The following is a 15,494-nucleotide window of genomic DNA, read 5'->3' as shown; positions in this document are numbered from 1 at the left end:
GCGCGTTCATGCCGTACGGGCCGGCGGTGGCGCGTGGTGCGCCTGGCGCAGTGCGCGCAGCCGCAGCGCATCGGCCGCACTGCAGGGTGCGGGCGTGTCCGGCCGCGCGCGACCGTCAGCCGCTGGCACCTTGAGCAGGTAGTCGCACTGCAGTTCGCCGCCGCTGCTGCGCACGGCGGGCGGCACGGTCCGGCCAGGATCGCAGCCTGCCTGCAGCCGCTGGCTCCAACCGGGGCTGGTCTCTTCCACGCGAAGGCTGGGCACGCCCAGGCGCTCGGCGATGCCGACAATGTCGTTGAAGGTACCGGCGTGGGCGTTGCCTACCAGCGCCACCCAGCGCTGCGGTCCCGGCTTGCCGGCCTGCCTGCGCTGGTCGTGCGCGATCCGCGCAGCCGCGACGTGGTTCAAGAGCTTGACCCGGATGTCCGGAAGGGCGGCCGCGCTGATTCCGGCGTGGTCGTGGACACCCCGCAGGTGGTAGCTGGCCATCAGGTCGAGCGCGACGACGCGCATGCCGACCTTGAAGGCGGCGTCGACCAGATCGCGGAAGGTCGCGCCGCAGGGCGCGTGGGTCAGGTGGCCGCTCTCCTGCCCTGCCAGGAAGCGCGCCAAGTCGGGGGAAAGCGTGCCACTGCGGTGCAGGCGGTCGAGGTCGGCCTGGTGGAGGTCGCCCTGGAGGTGCTCCAGGTACAGGGTGTCGACCCCAAGGTGGCGCAGCAACGCCATGTGATCGATCAGCAGGCGCCTGCTGGACGGGCTGCAGGGCACCTCGCCCAGTACCAGTCCTTTCGCGCTGCCGAGCAGCTGCCGCAGCAGGTCCGCTTGCGTGCGCGCCGGTGCGAGATCGGGCGGATCATGTCGACCGGTACACACCGGAGGCGGGCTGCCGAGGGCGGCCTCCACCAGCTGCGCGCGTTTGGCGAAGAAGCTGTCGAGCGCCGCGCGCTCGGGGGCTGCAAACGGCATGGTGTAGTCGGGGTCGAGCAGCCTGCGGTGCCGCTGCAGCAACGCGGCCAGGGCCTGGCCATGCTCGGGGGCGAGCGTGAAACGCTGCAGGGGATCGGGGCCGGCTGCACCCATGGACGTCGAGGCGCGGGTGGTCGGTGGACGCTGGCCGTCCGGCAGGTTGCGCAGGCTCAGCAGGGTCGGTTCCGCGTGGCGATGGGCTGCCTTGTTGGCGGTGGTGTGGCAGAACAGGCGGTGGTGCAGTGCGGACAGGGCATCCAGCATGGTCAGGCTCCTTGGGGGGAAACGCGCGCCCGGGGGCGCGCCCTGACCAGCCTAGTCATCTGCTACTGCAGCGCTGCGACGCGCTATGCAGTTTCGTCATCGCGGCGCAGGCCGTGTGCCGATGCGTGCGCGAGCGCACATCGGCACCGACCAGTTGCGACATCAGGGCGCGCGGCGCGCGTCGATGTACGCGCGGATCTGCGCATCCAGCACCGGCAACGGCACCGAGCCCTGGCTGAGTACCGCGTCGTGGAACGACTTGACGTCGAAGCGGTCGCCCAGCGCCTTTTCGGCCTCGCCGCGCAGGCGCACGATCGCGATCTCACCCAGCTTGTAGCTGAGTGCCTGGCCCGGCCACGAGATGTAGCGGTCCACTTCGGTGGTCACTTCGTGCTCGCTCAGCGCGGTGTGGTCGCGCAGGTAGGCCAGCGCCTTCTCGCGGGTCCAGCCCTTGTGGTGCACGCCGGTATCGATCACCAGGCGCGCGGCACGCCACATTTCATAGGTCAGGCGGCCGAAATCCTCGTACGGGGTTTCGTAGATGCCCATTTCCACGCCAAGCTTCTCGCTGTACAGGCCCCACCCTTCGCCATAGGCGGAGATGTAGGCGTTGCGGCGGAACTCGGGCTGTTCGCCCTGCTCTGCCGCCAGCGCACCCTGCAGGGCGTGGCCCGGGTCGGACTCATGCAGGGTCAGCGCCGGCAGGTTGTACAGCGGGCGCGCCGGCAGGTTGTAGGTGTTGACCCAGTAAGTACCCATGCCGCCACGGCCCGCGGTCCAGAACGGGGCGATATCCGGCGGTACCGGCACGATGGTGAAGCGTGCGCGCGGCAGGGTCATGTACTTGCCGATCACGCCGTCCACGCGCTTGGAGATCCAGGCGGCGCGGTGCAGCAGTTCGTCTGGGGTCTTGGCGTAGAACTGCGGGTCGGTGCGCAGGAAGGCCAGGAAGTCGGCGAAGCTGCCCTTGAACTTGACCTCCTTGATGACGTCGTTCATTTCCTTCTGGATGCGCGCCACTTCCTTCAGGCCGATCTCGTGGATCTGCTGCGGGGTGAGGTCCAGCGTGGTGTATTCGTGGATCTGCTGCTGGTAGTACGCCTTGCCATCGGGCAGCGCTTCGGCGGCCAGGGTGGTGCGCGCCTGCGGCACGTACTCACCGACGAAGAAGGTGCGCAGCTTGACGAAGGCCGGCACCACGCTGGCGCTGATGGCCTGGCGGGCCTGCGCCTGCAGCTGGGCCTGTTCGGCGGCGGGAATGCTGGCCGGCAGTTTCTTGAACGGCGCGTACAGCGGCGACTGGGTCGGGTCCTTCAGCTCGGCCACGGTGGCGATCGAGACTTCACGGCCATCGAGCACCGCGCGCGGCACGCTGAAGCCGCGCTTCAGGCCGGCGCGCATGTTGTCGGTCTGCTGGTCGAAGTAGCGGGGTACGTCGTTGAGCCGGGCGATGTAGTTGCGGTAGTCGGCGGCGGTCTTCAGCTCGCGACGCGCCATGAACGAAAGGTTGGACCAGAACGAAGAGTCCGAGTTGAACGGCATCTCGTAGCCGCGCAGGCGCACTTCTTCGGCCAGGTTGAACACCTGGTCGCGGTAGATCGCGTAGTTGACCTGGTTGGTGGGCGAGAGCGCCTTGGTATCGACCTTGCCGAGCTGGGCCAGCACGTCGTCCCACACCGCAAGGCGTGCCTGCTGCGCGGCCGCGCCCACGTCCGGCATGCGGGTGGCCGTGGCCGGGCCATCACCGTCTTCACTGGCTTCGCCGCCACCGGCCTGGCGCCAGGCCCATTCCTTCTCGTAGATGGCGCGGAACGCCGCGTCGGCCGGCGATTCGGTGGCCAGGCTGGCCGGCGCGACCGTCGGTGCCGCAGGGGGTGCGGCCAGTGCCGCATGGGCAGGAAGGGCCAGGGCGAGCAGCAACGCAGCAACGAGCGGTGATTTCACGAGCAGGGGTTCCCGGGGGACGGCAAACCCCGATCATGGCACCCCGATCCAGCGCGCGCATGGATCAAAGGTCCTGCCCGCAAAGCGGGCAGGACCGGGGATCGGCCGCAGGCCGAGACCCGAGCGCCGAAGGCGCGGGTAGCGCCGACTGTTAGTCGGATGCTCTTGATCTTGATGTTGTTCTTGATTCCGGCGAAGAGCAGCCGACTAACAGTCGGCGCTACCGGGCGGGCGCCGAAGAGCAGCCGACTAACAGTCGGCGCTACCGGGGGGGCACCGGGTATCCGCCGGGTACAGGCCGTACCGGGGCGCACCGGGTATCCGCCGGGTACAGGCCGTACCGGGGGGCACCGGGGTATCCGCCGGGTACGGGCCGTACCGGGCGGGCGCCGGGTATCCGCCGGGTACGGGCCGATACCCGCGAGGTTCGCAGCCCTCAGTGTTCGGCTTTATCCCGCTTCCACCCACGGTGCTGGATATCCAGCTTCAAGCTGTAAAGCGCGGTAAACGCCGGAAACAGGTTCTGCAGCACCCCCACCGAATCCTGCTTGGCCGAAAACAGGAAGTAGCTCAGCGTCATCAGGCTGCCCACCACGCTCATGTACCAGAACAGGCGCGGGATCACCGGCTTGCCGGCCCGGCGCGAGGCGACGAACTGCACCAGCCAGCGGCCGCCGAACATCAGTGCGCCGGTATAGCCGATCAGCTTCCAGCCGGTCACGTGCAGCCCGGTCCAGAACAGCCAGCTCAGCGGTTGGTCGAGCCAGTGCAGTTCCATCAGCGTTCTTCCACGGCCGTGCGCTTGCTGCGCGTGATCAGCCAGGCCACCCCGCGCAGGTCGCGGATCCCGACCAGCGCGCGGCCGAGGTTGTTGTACTTGGACACCCCGGCGGTGCGGTGGCGGTGGTTGACCGGCACGCTCACCGTCTTCCAGCCCGCCCGCTGCATCAGCGCGGGCAGGTAGCGGTGCATGTGGTCGAAGTACGGCAGCTCCAGGAACGCGGCACGCTCGAACAGCTTGATGCCGCAGCCGGTATCGGGGGTGTCGTCACGCAGCATGCGGGCGCGGATCGCGTTGGCCCACCTGCTGGCCCAGCGCTTGCTGCCGCTGTCCTGGCGGTTGACGCGCCAGCCAGCGAACAGCTTCACCTGCGGCTCGGCGGACGCACGCGCGGCCAGCAGCTTCGGAATGTCTGCCGGGTCGTTCTGGCCGTCGCCATCCAGCGTGGCGATCCACGGTGCGCGGGCGTGCTTGACCCCGTTCTTCACCGCGGTGCTCTGCCCGCTCTGGCTGACATGGTGCAGGACCCGCAATTCGGGGTTGGCCGGCTTCAACGACTCCAGCACGGCCAGGGTGTCGTCGCGCGAGTGATCGTCGACGTAGACGATCTCGAAGTCCACCTGGCCGCGCAGCGCCGCGGTGATCTCTTCGATCAGGGGCTGTACGTTGTCGCGTTCATTGAATACCGGGACGACGACCGACAACTGGGGTTGGCTCATGATCGGGCTCTGCGAAAGGCCAGGAATGAAAAAGACCGCGCATTTTCCGAGATCAAGGTTATCCGAAGATGAACCCGGCGATGTGAGTCAGGCGCGATCACCGAAATAGTCGCGGCACCAGGCCACCACCGGCGGCAGGCCGCGCTCGATCGGGGTGACCGGTTCATAGCCGAAAGCGTCATGGGCACGACGGGTGTCGGCCATGGTGCGGACCATGTCGCCGGGCTGCATCGGCTTGTAGACCTTCTGTGCCGGGCGTCCAGCGGCGGCCTCGATGACCCCGATGAAATGTTCCAGCTCGATCGGGGTGTGGTTGCCCAGGTTGAAGACACGGTGCGGTACGTCCTCGCTGGACGGATGCGCCAGCGCGCCGAGGATACCGGCCACGATGTCGGAAACATGTGTGAAGTCGCGCTGCATCCTGCCGTCGTTGAACACGTCGATGGGGCGCCCGGCCAGCACCGCGCGCGAGAACAGCAGCGGCGCCATGTCGGGGCGGCCCCACGGGCCGTACACGGTGAAGAAGCGCAGGCCGGTGGCGTGCAGGCCATACAACTGCGCGTAGGTGTAGGCCATCAACTCGTTGGCCGCCTTGGTCGCTGCGTACAGCGAGCGCGGCTTGTCGATGCGCTGGTCTTCGGAGAACGGCGGGGTGGCCGAATCACCGTAGACCGAGCTGCTGGAGGCGTACACCAGGTGCGCCACGCCGCGATGGCGGCACAGTTCCAGGATGTTGACGAACCCGGTCAGGTTGCTGTCCACGTAGGCGTGCGGGTTTTCCAGCGAATAGCGCACACCGGCCTGCGCGGCCAGGTGGATCACCCGGGTCGGCTTGACCTCGTCGAACAGCGCGGCCAGGCCATCACGGTCGATCAGGTCCAGCGCGCGGATATCGGCGTCCGGGCACAGTGCCGCCACGCGATCGCGCTTGATCTGCGGGTCGTAGTAGTCGTTGTAGTTGTCCAGGCCGACCACCGTGTGCCCGGCATCGAGCAGGGCACGCACGGTATTGGCGCCGATGAAGCCTGCAGCGCCGGTCACAAGAAGGGTCATGGCAGTCGTCCCGGAAAATCCAGGCAACAGAATAACGCCGTTACCGGTACGTCACTACAGGCTCAGCGGTGCTTCGCGCGCCAGCGTGGCCTTGCGTTCCTTGCTGAAATCCCACCAGGGACGCGGGGCTTCGCCCTGCATGAAGCGCACGATGGACAGGAACACATCGATCACGCACGGGTCGTGCAGCACCCCGGTGCGCATGCACAGCTGCGCGTACATGTCGTAGGCATCGCGGCCGCGCACGTGCGCGGGGACACGGATCCCGATCAGACGAAGATCCTTCTCACAGGCCGGCCCGACATTTGGCAGGTCGGTCAGGCGCAACAGATGGTTGCGATCGACCTTGGTGGGGTTCATCAGGTAAGTGGGTTCCTCTTGCGTGGCGGGGGACTCAACCCTTGCGTACGCGGAGCTTCTCGAGCACGCCGTCCAGCGTGTCCAGGTCGGTGTAATGGATGATCAGCTTGCCCTTGCCGCCACGGCCGTGGTTGATCGCCACGCGGGCGCCCAGCGATTCGGACAGCTCGGTTTCCAGCGACGCGATGTCGGCCTGCGGGGCGGCCGCGCCCGGCTTGCGGCGCAGCGAAGCAGGCACCTTGCCGGCAGCGAACTGCTGCGCACGGTGTTCGACCTCACGCACCGACCAGCCCTGATCGGCTGCTTCCTGGGCCAGCTTGCTGGCCAGTTCCGGCGCCAGGGTCAGCAGCGCGCGGGCATGGCCCATTTCCAGCCGGCGGGTTTCCAGCAGCAGGCGGATCGCCACCGGCAGCTCGAGCAGGCGCAGCAGGTTGGACACCGCCGCGCGCGAGCGGCCGACGGCCTGGGCGGCTTCGGCGTGGGTCAGGGCGAACTCGCTGATGAGCCGCTGCAGCGCTTCGGCTTCTTCGAGCGGGTTGAGGTCTTCGCGCTGGATGTTCTCGATCAGCGCCATCGCAATGACGGTGCGGTCTTCCAGCTCGCGCACCACCACCGGCACTTCGTCCAGGCCGGCCAGCTGCGACGCGCGCCAGCGGCGTTCGCCGGCCACGATCTCGAAGCTGTCCGGGCCCAGCTGGCGCACCAGGATCGGCTGGATCACGCCCTGCGCCTTGATGGAATCGGCCAGCTCGGCGAGCTTGGTTTCGTCCATGTCGCGGCGCGGCTGGTACTTGCCCGGCTGCAGGTGCTTGACCGGCAGCTTGCGCAGCACTTCACCCGGCAGCGGCTCGATCACGGCCGCGGCCTGCACCTGTGTCACCGCGCCCTTGGGCCCCAACAGCGCATCGAGGCCACGGCCGAGGCCGCGTTTCTTGCCGGGGGCGGGCTTGGTGCTCATCAGGCGGTCTCCATGGCCTTGCCGGCCGTGTTGCGTTGGTGGTGGCGGCGGATGATCTCGCCGGCCAGGCCGAGGTAGGCGACGCCGCCGCGCGAGGCGCGGTCGTAGCCGACGATGCTCTGGCCGTGGCTGGGCGCCTCGGCCAGGCGCACGTTGCGCGGCACGATGGTGCGGAACACGCGGTCGCCGAAGTGGTCGGTCAATTCGGCCGACACGGCATTGGCGAGGTTGTTGCGCACATCGAACATGGTGCGCAGCACGCCCTCGATCTCCAGGCTGGGATTGAGGTTGGCGCGCAGCGCATCGATGGTTTCCACCAGCGCGCTCAGGCCTTCCAGCGCGTAATACTCGCACTGCATCGGCACGATCACCGAATCGGCGGCGGCCAACGCGTTGAGGGTCAGCAGCGACAGCGCCGGCGGGCAGTCGATCAGGATGAAGTCGTACTCGTCCTGGATCGGGGCCAGCGCGCGCTTGAGCCGCTGTTCGCGTTCGCCCTGGTCCATCAGCTGGATCTCGGCGGCGGTCAGGTCGATGTTGCCCGGCAGCAGGTCGAAGCCTTCCGGGGTGGTCACCCGGACGTCGGCCGCGGTGCTTTCGCCCAGCAGCAGGTCGCAGGTGGAGGCGGCAACTTCGCGCTTGTCCACGCCGCTGCCCATGGTCGCATTGCCCTGGGAATCGAGGTCGACCAGCAGCACGCGCTTGGGCGCAGCAGCCAGGGCGGCGGCCAGATTGACGGCAGTCGTGGTCTTGCCGACGCCACCTTTCTGGTTGGCGATGGCGATGATGCGGGCCATGCGGGTGAGCCTCATCGGCAGGGGGTGGGACTGGGCATTATGCGGGCATGGGGCATGTCGTGTCTCACGGACCGGCCACCACCACCAGATGGCGCTCGCCGGTCAGGCCCGGAACATGCAGTGGCAGGACCTGCTCAACCCGCCAGCCGGCCGGCAGCTGGGCGATCTCGTCATGCGGGTGGACGCCCTTCATGGCCAGCAGGCGTCCGCCGGGGCGCAGCAGGTGGCCGCCGACGGCGATGATGCCGGCCAGGGTGTCCATGGCGCGGGCGGTGAGGTTGTCATAGGCGCCCGGCTCTGCCAGCGCTTCGGCACGGGATTCGGCCACGCGGGCGTTGGCCAGGCCCAGCTGGCGCACCGCTTCGCGCATGAAGCGGGCCTTCTTGCCGTTGCTTTCCACCAGGGTCACCTGCAGCTGCGGGCGGGCGATGGCCAGCGGAATGCCGGGCAGCCCGGGGCCGGTGCCCAGGTCGGCCAGGGTGCCCTGCTCCAGGTACGGCTGCATCGCCAGCGAATCGAGCAGGTGGCGGGTGACCATCTCCATCGGGTCGCGGATGGCGGTGAGGTTGTAGGTGCGGTTCCAGCGGTCCAGCAGGGCGAGGTAGGTCAACAGGGGCGGCGCCAGGGTGGCATCCAGGCCCATGGCAGCCAGGCCGCGCTCAAGCGCATCGGCCACGCCGGCCGGGAGTGTGTGTTCGGTCATGCGCCCATTATCGCAGGCTGCGGACCTGCTGACTGCGCGGATTCGGTGCGCTCAGAGCGCGTGCCAGGCCAGTGCGGCGCGGAAATCGTCCGCGGCCTGCCATTCGTGCAGGTGCCAGCGCTGGGCGGGGCCGAGTTCCGGGTCGCACCAGGCCAGGTGCAGGGCGCCGTCGGCGGCGGGCGCCAGCTGCAGGCGGTGCAGGCCGAACGAGATGCCCTGCCCCTGCGCCTTGAGGATGGCCTCCTTGGCGCACCAGACCCGGAAGAACCAATGGGTGCGGGCGTCTTCGTCCAGCCCGAGCAGCCATGCCACTTCGGTCGGGTGGAAGAAGCGCTCGATGATTTCGGCCATGCGCGGCCGTGGGCGCAGCGGCTCCAGGTCCACGCCCAGCCGCACGCCCTCGCCCAGCCCCACCAGCAGCAGGCCATGGCTGTGACTCCAGCCGGTGCCGATATGCGCCAGCGGGCCGTGCAGCTCCGGGCGGCCGCGCGGATCGCGCTGCAGCGGCAGGTCTTCGGGGCTTCCCCCCAACTGGTCAGCCAGCAACACCCGCGCCTGCGGCTCGCCACGGGTACCGGGCACATGCGGCAGGCGCCAGACGGTGACCGGGCCGAACCGCCAGGGCCCGTCCAGGGTCGCCGGCAGCAGGCTCATGCGAACACCCCGCCAATGCGGCTGCACGACGACTTCACGGGGGCTGCCGTCAACTGGCTCCGTCTCATCGGCACACAAACTCTGGAGTGGACAACATGGGCATCATCATCTGGTTGATCGTCGGTGGCATCGTGGGCTGGCTTGCCAGCATCATCATGCGCCGCGACGCGCAGCAGGGCATCATCCTCTACATCGTGGTCGGCATCGTCGGCGCGCTGATCGCCGGCTTCCTGTTCGGCGGCGGCATCAATGAAGCGATCACGATCCGCACGTTCCTGTTCTCGCTGATCGGGGCCGTGATCCTGCTGGCGATCGTGAACCTCTTCACCCGCCGCAGCGTTCGATAACCCCACAGGTAGGTAACGACCGTTGGTCGTTACGCCTTTCCAGCAAGGCCCGGCACCCACCGGGCCTTGTGCGTTTCAGCCCAGCTGCACCCACGCCGGGGCGTGGTCGCTCGGCCGGTCCCAGGTGCGCGGCTCGCGGTCGATGCCCGAAGCCAGCGCACGCGCCTTGAGGGCATCCGACACCAGGGTCAGGTCGATGCGCAGGCCGAGGTTGCGGCGGAACCCGGCGGCGCGGTAATCCCACCAGCTGAACACGCCTTCCTCTTCGCTGTGCAGCCGGAAGGCATCGTGCAGCCCCAACTGCAGCAGCTTGTTGAGCGCGCCGCGTTCGGCGGTGGAGGTCAGGATGTGGTTCTCGTTCCAGACCAGCGGGTCGTGCACATCGCGCGCGTCCGGGGCGATGTTGAAGTCGCCCATCACCACCAGCTCCGGGTATTTCTGCAGTTCCGAGGCCACCCAGGCCTGCACCGCGTCCAGCCAGCGCAGCTTGTAGGCGTACTTGTCGGTGTCCACGTCCTGGCCATTGACCACGTACAGGTTGATGATGCGCACGCCGTTGACGGTGCCGGCGATCACCCGCTTCTGCTCGTCCTCGAAGCCTGGAATGCCGATCTGCACGTCCTGCGCCGGCTCGCGCGACAGCAGCGCCACGCCGTTGTAGGTCTTCTGCCCGGCGAACACGCTGCGGTAGCCCAGCCCGGCCAGCACCGCGTCGGGGAACTTGTGGTCCTCCATCTTGGTTTCCTGGATGCCGACCACGTCCGGCGCGAACGCGGTGAGCCACTGTTCCAGGTGCGGCAGGCGCACGTTGAGCGAATTGACGTTCCAGGAGGCGATTTTCATGGGCGCATTGTAGCGGGTCGGCGGTTCCGTACCGACCAACGGTCGGTACCTACCGGTCGACCGCGAGCCTCGGCCGCGACGCATGCGGAGCGGTGCTGCCCCTCGGGTAGGTACCGACCGTTGGTCGGTACCTCCATCAGCGCAGAATCACCTTGAGCAGGCCGGCAATGCGTGAATACGGCGGTTTGAGCATATCGCTCGCCGCCCACCGCGACTGCCACAGGATCGGCAGCTGCTTGCTCATGGCATCGAACCCGGCACGCCCGTGGTAGGCGCCCATCCCGCTGGGGCCGACGCCGCCGAACGGCAGGCCGTTGATGGCGAAATGCAGCAGGGTGTCGTTGACGGTGACGCCGCCGGCCACGATCTGGCCGAGCACGCGCTCCACCACGGGCCGCTGTTCGCTGAAAACGTACAGCGCAAGCGGCCGGTCGCGGCCCTGCACTGATTCCAGGGCGGCATCCAGGTCGGGATAGGCGCACACCGGCAGGATCGGGCCGAAGATTTCCTCCTGCATCAGGTCCAGGTCGGCCGGCGGGTCGAGCACGATGGTGGGCACGATCAGCCGCTCGCGGCGCGCGCGCTCGGGATCGATGCTGGCCAGTTCGATCACCGGCACGCCGCGTTCGCGCGCCTGGGCCAGGTAGCCGAGCAAGCGCTGGTACTGGCCTTCATTGATGATGCGGGTGTAATCGTCAGTATTGCTGAAGTCACCGTAGCGCGCGCGCACCTGGGTCTGCAGCTGCTGCACCAGCTCGCGCTGGCGGCGGCTGTCGACCAGCACATAGTCCGGCGCGATGCAGGTCTGGCCGGCATTGAACCACTTGCCGGTAGCCAGCCGCGCGGCGGCCTTGCCCAGCGGATAGTCGCTGCACACGATGGCCGGTGACTTGCCGCCCAGCTCCAGGGTGAGCGGGGTCAGATGCTGCGCGGCGGCCGCCATGACCTTGCGGCCCACCGCCGTGGAGCCGGTGAACACCAGGTGGTCCAGCGGCGCGCCGGCCAGCGCCGAGGCCAGCGCGGCGTCGCCCTGCACTACCGCTACGCGCTCGGCCGGGAACACGTCGGCCAGCAGGTCGTGCAGGAAGGCGCTGGTGCGCGGGGTGTGCTCGGAGGGTTTCAGGACGACGTGGTTGCCTGCCGCGATGGCAGTGGCCAGCGGAATCAGCGCCAGGTTCACCGGGTAGTTCCACGGCGAGATCACCCCGACCACGCCGAGTGGCACCGGCCGCACCTGCGCCCGCGCCGGCCAGAACCGCCAGCCCACCCCGACCCGGCGCGGGCGCATCCACCCGCGCAGGTGCGCCAGCAGGTGGTCGATCTCATTGAGCACGGTCATGCCGTCGGCGATCAGCGACTCATGGGTGGAGCGGTGGCCGAAATCGGCTGCGATGGCCTCGGCCATCTGCGGCAGGCGTGTCTTCAACGCAGCGCGCAGGCGCTGCAGGTCGCTGCGGCGCTGTTCCAGCGACGGGCGGTTGGCCTGCCAGGCGTGGCGCAGGGTATGCAGAATGGCCTGGAGAGCGGCAGTGTCGGTGTTGGGGTAGTCCATGGCCGGAATATAGCAATGGTTGTGGCCGGCACCGCGAGGACACGCATGGCGTGTCGCTACACATCGGACGCACTGTAGCGACACGCCATGCGTGTCCTCGCAGACCCAAACGAAGAAGGGCCGTGGCAATGCCACGGCCCTTCTGGTTCACGCCATCACCGGTTACTTGGTGATGTCCACACCCTTGGTTTCATGCAGGAACAGGCCGCCGACCACGACCGTCATCAGCGCGATGATGATCGGGTACCACAGGCCGTAGTACAGGTTGCCGGTGCCGGCCACCAGCGCGAACGAGATCGCCGGCAGGAAGCCACCGAACCAGCCGTTGCCGATGTGGTACGGCAGCGACATCGAGGTGTAGCGGATGCGGGTCGGGAACAGCTCGACCAGGTAGGCAGCGATCGGGCCGTAGACCATGGTCACGTACAGCACCAGGATCCACAGCATGAGCACGGTGCCGGCGATGTTGATGCGCGCGTTGTCGGCCTTGGCCGGGTAACCGGCTGCGGTCAGCGCCGCCTTGAGTTCGCCACCGAAGGCATCGCCCTTCGCCTTGAGCTCATCCTTGGTCAGGCCAGCGGCCTCGAACGACGTCACCTGGCTGTTACCCACGCTCACCAGCGCCAGCGAACCGGCGGCGGCAGGCTGCACGTCGTACGGCACACCGGCCTTGGTCAGCGCGGCGGTGGCCACGTCGCAGGAGCTGGTGAACTTGCGCAGGCCGACCGGATCGAACTGGAACGAGCAGGTGTTCGGATCGGCGATGACCAGGGCCGGCGAGCTGCTGCGGGCTTCTTCGATGGCCGGGTTGGCGAAGTGGGTCAGGCCCTTGAACACCGGGATGTAGGTCACTGCGGCCAACAGGCAGCCGGCCAGGATGATCTTCTTGCGGCCGATGCGATCGGACAGCCAGCCGAAGAAGATGAAGAACGGCGTACCCAGGGCCAGCGCGCCGGCGATCAGCAGGTAGGAGGTGGTGGCATCGACCTTGAGCATGCTGCTCAGGAAGAACAGCGCGTAGAACTGGCCGCCATACCACACCACGGCCTGGCCGGCTGCGGCGCCGAGAAGGACCAGCAGCATCAGCTTGAGGTTGCCATCCTTGAGGCTGTCACGGAACGGGGTCTTGGAGCCCTTGCCTTCGGCCTTCATCTGCTGGAACAGCGGCGACTCGCTCAGCTGCAGGCGGATCCACACCGAAATGCCCAGCAGGATGATCGAGACCAGGAACGGAATGCGCCAGCCCCAGGCTTCAAATGCCTCGTTGCCCAGGAAGTAGCGGCAGGCCAGGATGATCAGCAGCGACATGAACAGGCCAAGCGTGGCCGTGCACTGGATGAAGCTGGTGTACAGGCCACGCTTGTCGGCCGGTGCATGCTCGGCCACGTAGGTCGCCGCGCCACCGTACTCGCCACCCATCGCCAGGCCCTGGGCCAGGCGCAGGACGATCAGGATCACCGGCGCCGCGAAGCCGATCGACGCGTAGTTGGGCAGCACGCCGACCAGGAAGGTCGAGATGCCCATGATCAGGATCGTGACCAGGAAGGTGTACTTGCGGCCGATGCGGTCGCCGAGGCTGCCGAAGAAGGCCGCGCCGAACGGACGCACGAAGAAGCCGGCCGCGAAGGCCAGCAGCGCGAAGATCATGCCCGTGGTTTCATTGACCCCGCTGAAGAACTGCTTGGCGATGATCGCCGCCAGCGAGCCATACAGGAAGAAGTCATACCATTCGAACACGGTGCCAAGGCTGGACGCGAAGATGACCTTCTTGTGGCCCTTGGTAAGTTCTGCTTTTGCAGGTACGGGTGTGGTGGACATAAGACGCTTCCCCTCCGAAGCAATCATTGGTGGCAGGTGCCGACAATGCGTCGGCACCCATGCTTAAAAACTGTACTTCGTGGTGAACTGCACGCGGTTGATGTCGCCCTTGCGGCCATCTTCGATCTCGCGCACGCCGTACATGTACTCCGCGCCGATATCGACCTTGGGCATCGGCGTGTAGAAGATGTTGCCGCGGATGCTCTGCACGCTCTTGGTGACCAGCGGGCCCAGCACGCTGTCGTTGTCGTAGTCGCTGCGGGCGTAGATCAGGTTGGTGCGCAGCTTCGGGGTGAAGGCGTGGCGCCAGCCGACATAGCCGGCCAGCACGCCAGTGGGGTTGAGTTCGTCCTGGGCCACGTCGTAGGCCGTATCGGCGGTGACGCCCAGGCCAACGTAACGGGCGATGCCTTCGCCACCGCTGATCTGGTAGTGCAGCTGGTCGCTGCCGCCCATCACCCACTTGCCGCCCAGGGTCAGGCCGCCGCCGATCTTGTCGGCGTCGGCACCGGTGGCCTGGTTGTCGACCTTGAGCTGACGCACGATACCGCCCACCCCGAAGGTGCCCCAGTCGCCCTTCCAGCCATAGCGCAGGGTCAGGTCCGGCAGGGAGCCACGGTCGCTGTTGCTGGCCACGTTGGTCCACGCCCCGGTGACGGGATTGCGGGTGCCGGTGAGCACGGTGGTTTCCGGGTTTTCCAGCGCGACGCTGAAGCCGCCCTGGGTGTAGCGGATCTGCGCCTGGCGCACGAACAGCACGCCGTCGGTCGGACCGACGAAGTCGGCCGCTTCCGGCAGCGAGGCGGCGTCCATGAAGTTCGACCAGGTCTGGCCGGCCATCCAGTTGTTCCAATACATGTACGCGTGGCGCAGGGTCACGCCGTAGGTATTGGTGGCGGTCTGGTTGCCCAGCGAGTTGCCGAAGAAGTCCATCTCGAAGAACGCGCCGGACTTGTTGCCCTTGTCCGAGACGTTGTCGATGCCCAGGTTGAAGCGCGAGAACTTGGCGTGGGCATTGAAGTCCACGTCGGAACGCTCGCCGCTGCCGCCGGCACCGGCCACCGGGGTCTGGCCCGGCAGGTACAGCGCGCGGCCGGTGGCATCGTCGGCCAGCTGGCCATCGCCGGTCTGGGTGGCCAGGAAGTCGGCCTTGATGAAGCCGCCGATCTTGACCGTGGTGCCCGGCGCGGCGCCCGGGGTGATGGTGGTGACCTGGATCGGCTGCTTGCCGGCGGGCACGTTGGCGCCGGCAGGCTGTTGCGCCTGCACGGTCTTCACCGCGGTCACATCGGTCTGGGCCTGGCTGATCTGGGTCTGTTGCTGCTGGGTGGTGGACAGCAGCAGCTGCACCTGGCGCTCCAGCTCGGCAACGCGCGCTTCCAGCTGCTTCTCTTTGGCGGTTTCGGCAAACGCCATGCCAGGCGCCACCAACGCGACCAACAGGCAGGTCGCCAACGGCTTGCGCATGGTCTTCAACATACGGGTACTCATGTTGCCCTCTCTCCCGGGTGGCAAAGTGATCGCCGCGTGTGGGGTCACGGTCGAGCCGAGCGTGCGGCCGGTTGACGCACCCCGGCTATTGGCAATTGGTCGAACCCGGGGTCACGACCAACGGCCGTGACCTGCCGGCAATCGCTCGTTACGACCAAGGTCTAACCATTCCCTTACCTCGTGGCGCAGTGGATGCGGCAAACTGAGCGGGATGAATCGCGGGTTATGCTGCGATCGCACAACC

At 67.6% G+C, this 15,494-nt stretch carries 15 protein-coding genes; 1 reads left to right on the top strand and 14 read right to left on the bottom strand.

Annotated elements, in window-relative coordinates; all coding sequences use genetic code 11:
* Positions 1-6 precede the first annotated feature (6 nt).
* The 10 genes from SOM39_RS05105 to SOM39_RS05060 all read right to left on the bottom strand — a co-directional run bounded on the left by SOM39_RS05105 (position 7) and on the right by SOM39_RS05060 (position 9,199).
* Positions 7-1,230 carry a membrane-targeted effector domain-containing toxin gene (locus SOM39_RS05105; protein ID WP_320457699.1) on the bottom strand — a complete coding sequence of 408 codons (1,224 nt, stop codon included), beginning with the start codon at positions 1,228-1,230 and terminating at the stop codon, positions 7-9.
* 162 nt (positions 1,231-1,392) lie between these two features.
* Positions 1,393-3,174 carry a DUF885 domain-containing protein gene (locus tag SOM39_RS05100; protein ID WP_320457698.1) on the bottom strand — a complete coding sequence of 594 codons (1,782 nt, stop codon included), beginning with the start codon at positions 3,172-3,174 and terminating at the stop codon, positions 1,393-1,395.
* A gap of 436 nt (positions 3,175-3,610) precedes the next feature.
* The gene (locus SOM39_RS05095) at positions 3,611-3,952 is read right to left on the bottom strand and encodes a lipid-A-disaccharide synthase N-terminal domain-containing protein (protein ID WP_068847856.1); all 342 of its coding nucleotides are present in this window, start codon (positions 3,950-3,952) and stop codon (positions 3,611-3,613) included.
* Positions 3,952-4,674 (bottom strand): glycosyltransferase family 2 protein, encoded by a 723-nt coding sequence (locus SOM39_RS05090; RefSeq protein WP_320457697.1) that lies wholly within the window; start codon positions 4,672-4,674, stop codon positions 3,952-3,954. The genes SOM39_RS05095 and SOM39_RS05090 overlap by 1 nt, the downstream gene beginning before the upstream one ends.
* Before the next feature lie 87 nt (positions 4,675-4,761).
* Complete coding sequence (locus tag SOM39_RS05085; RefSeq protein WP_320457696.1) at positions 4,762-5,727, bottom strand: NAD-dependent epimerase/dehydratase family protein; 966 nt, start codon at positions 5,725-5,727, stop codon at positions 4,762-4,764.
* Positions 5,728-5,781: 54 nt separating this feature from the next.
* Positions 5,782-6,087 (bottom strand): helix-hairpin-helix domain-containing protein, encoded by a 306-nt coding sequence (locus SOM39_RS05080; RefSeq protein ID WP_068847862.1) that lies wholly within the window; start codon positions 6,085-6,087, stop codon positions 5,782-5,784.
* Between the two features lie 34 nt (positions 6,088-6,121).
* Positions 6,122-7,045 carry a ParB/RepB/Spo0J family partition protein gene (locus SOM39_RS05075; protein ID WP_320457695.1) on the bottom strand — a complete coding sequence of 308 codons (924 nt, stop codon included), beginning with the start codon at positions 7,043-7,045 and terminating at the stop codon, positions 6,122-6,124.
* Positions 7,045-7,842: a ParA family protein gene (locus SOM39_RS05070; RefSeq protein WP_217537486.1), complete on the bottom strand. Its 798-nt coding sequence runs from the start codon at positions 7,840-7,842 to the stop codon at positions 7,045-7,047. The genes SOM39_RS05075 and SOM39_RS05070 overlap by 1 nt, the downstream gene beginning before the upstream one ends.
* Positions 7,843-7,906: 64 nt before the next feature.
* The gene (rsmG, locus tag SOM39_RS05065) at positions 7,907-8,545 is read right to left on the bottom strand and encodes a 16S rRNA (guanine(527)-N(7))-methyltransferase RsmG (RefSeq protein ID WP_210131371.1); all 639 of its coding nucleotides are present in this window, start codon (positions 8,543-8,545) and stop codon (positions 7,907-7,909) included.
* Between the two features lie 51 nt (positions 8,546-8,596).
* Positions 8,597-9,199, bottom strand: a complete 603-nt coding sequence (locus tag SOM39_RS05060) for a 4'-phosphopantetheinyl transferase family protein (protein ID WP_320457694.1) — start codon at positions 9,197-9,199, stop codon at positions 8,597-8,599.
* 95 nt (positions 9,200-9,294) lie between these two features.
* On the opposite strand from SOM39_RS05060, the gene SOM39_RS05055 reads away from it, so the two are divergent.
* Positions 9,295-9,546 carry a GlsB/YeaQ/YmgE family stress response membrane protein gene (locus SOM39_RS05055; RefSeq protein WP_320457693.1) on the top strand — a complete coding sequence of 84 codons (252 nt, stop codon included), beginning with the start codon at positions 9,295-9,297 and terminating at the stop codon, positions 9,544-9,546.
* A gap of 75 nt (positions 9,547-9,621) precedes the next feature.
* Here the strand turns inward: SOM39_RS05055 and xth are convergent, their stop codons facing one another.
* The 4 genes from xth to SOM39_RS05035 form a co-directional block, all read right to left on the bottom strand.
* Positions 9,622-10,389: an exodeoxyribonuclease III gene (gene xth, locus SOM39_RS05050; RefSeq protein ID WP_320457692.1), complete on the bottom strand. Its 768-nt coding sequence runs from the start codon at positions 10,387-10,389 to the stop codon at positions 9,622-9,624.
* A 136-nt stretch (positions 10,390-10,525) separates the two neighbouring features.
* The gene (locus SOM39_RS05045; RefSeq protein ID WP_320457691.1) at positions 10,526-11,941 is read right to left on the bottom strand and encodes a coniferyl aldehyde dehydrogenase; all 1,416 of its coding nucleotides are present in this window, start codon (positions 11,939-11,941) and stop codon (positions 10,526-10,528) included.
* 162 nt (positions 11,942-12,103) lie between these two features.
* Positions 12,104-13,759, bottom strand: coding sequence for an MFS transporter (locus tag SOM39_RS05040; RefSeq protein WP_068847877.1), 1,656 nt, complete (start codon positions 13,757-13,759; stop codon positions 12,104-12,106).
* A gap of 63 nt (positions 13,760-13,822) precedes the next feature.
* Positions 13,823-15,250 carry a DcaP family trimeric outer membrane transporter gene (locus SOM39_RS05035; protein WP_320457690.1) on the bottom strand — a complete coding sequence of 476 codons (1,428 nt, stop codon included), beginning with the start codon at positions 15,248-15,250 and terminating at the stop codon, positions 13,823-13,825.
* Positions 15,251-15,494: the final 244 nt, after the last annotated feature.

Source organism: Stenotrophomonas sp. CFBP8994 (assembly GCF_034044835.1).
Lineage (GTDB): Bacteria > Pseudomonadota > Gammaproteobacteria > Xanthomonadales > Xanthomonadaceae > Stenotrophomonas > Stenotrophomonas rhizophila_A.
The sequence above is the reverse complement of the archived record's forward strand: the minus strand, read 5'-3'. Positions and strand labels throughout refer to the sequence as shown.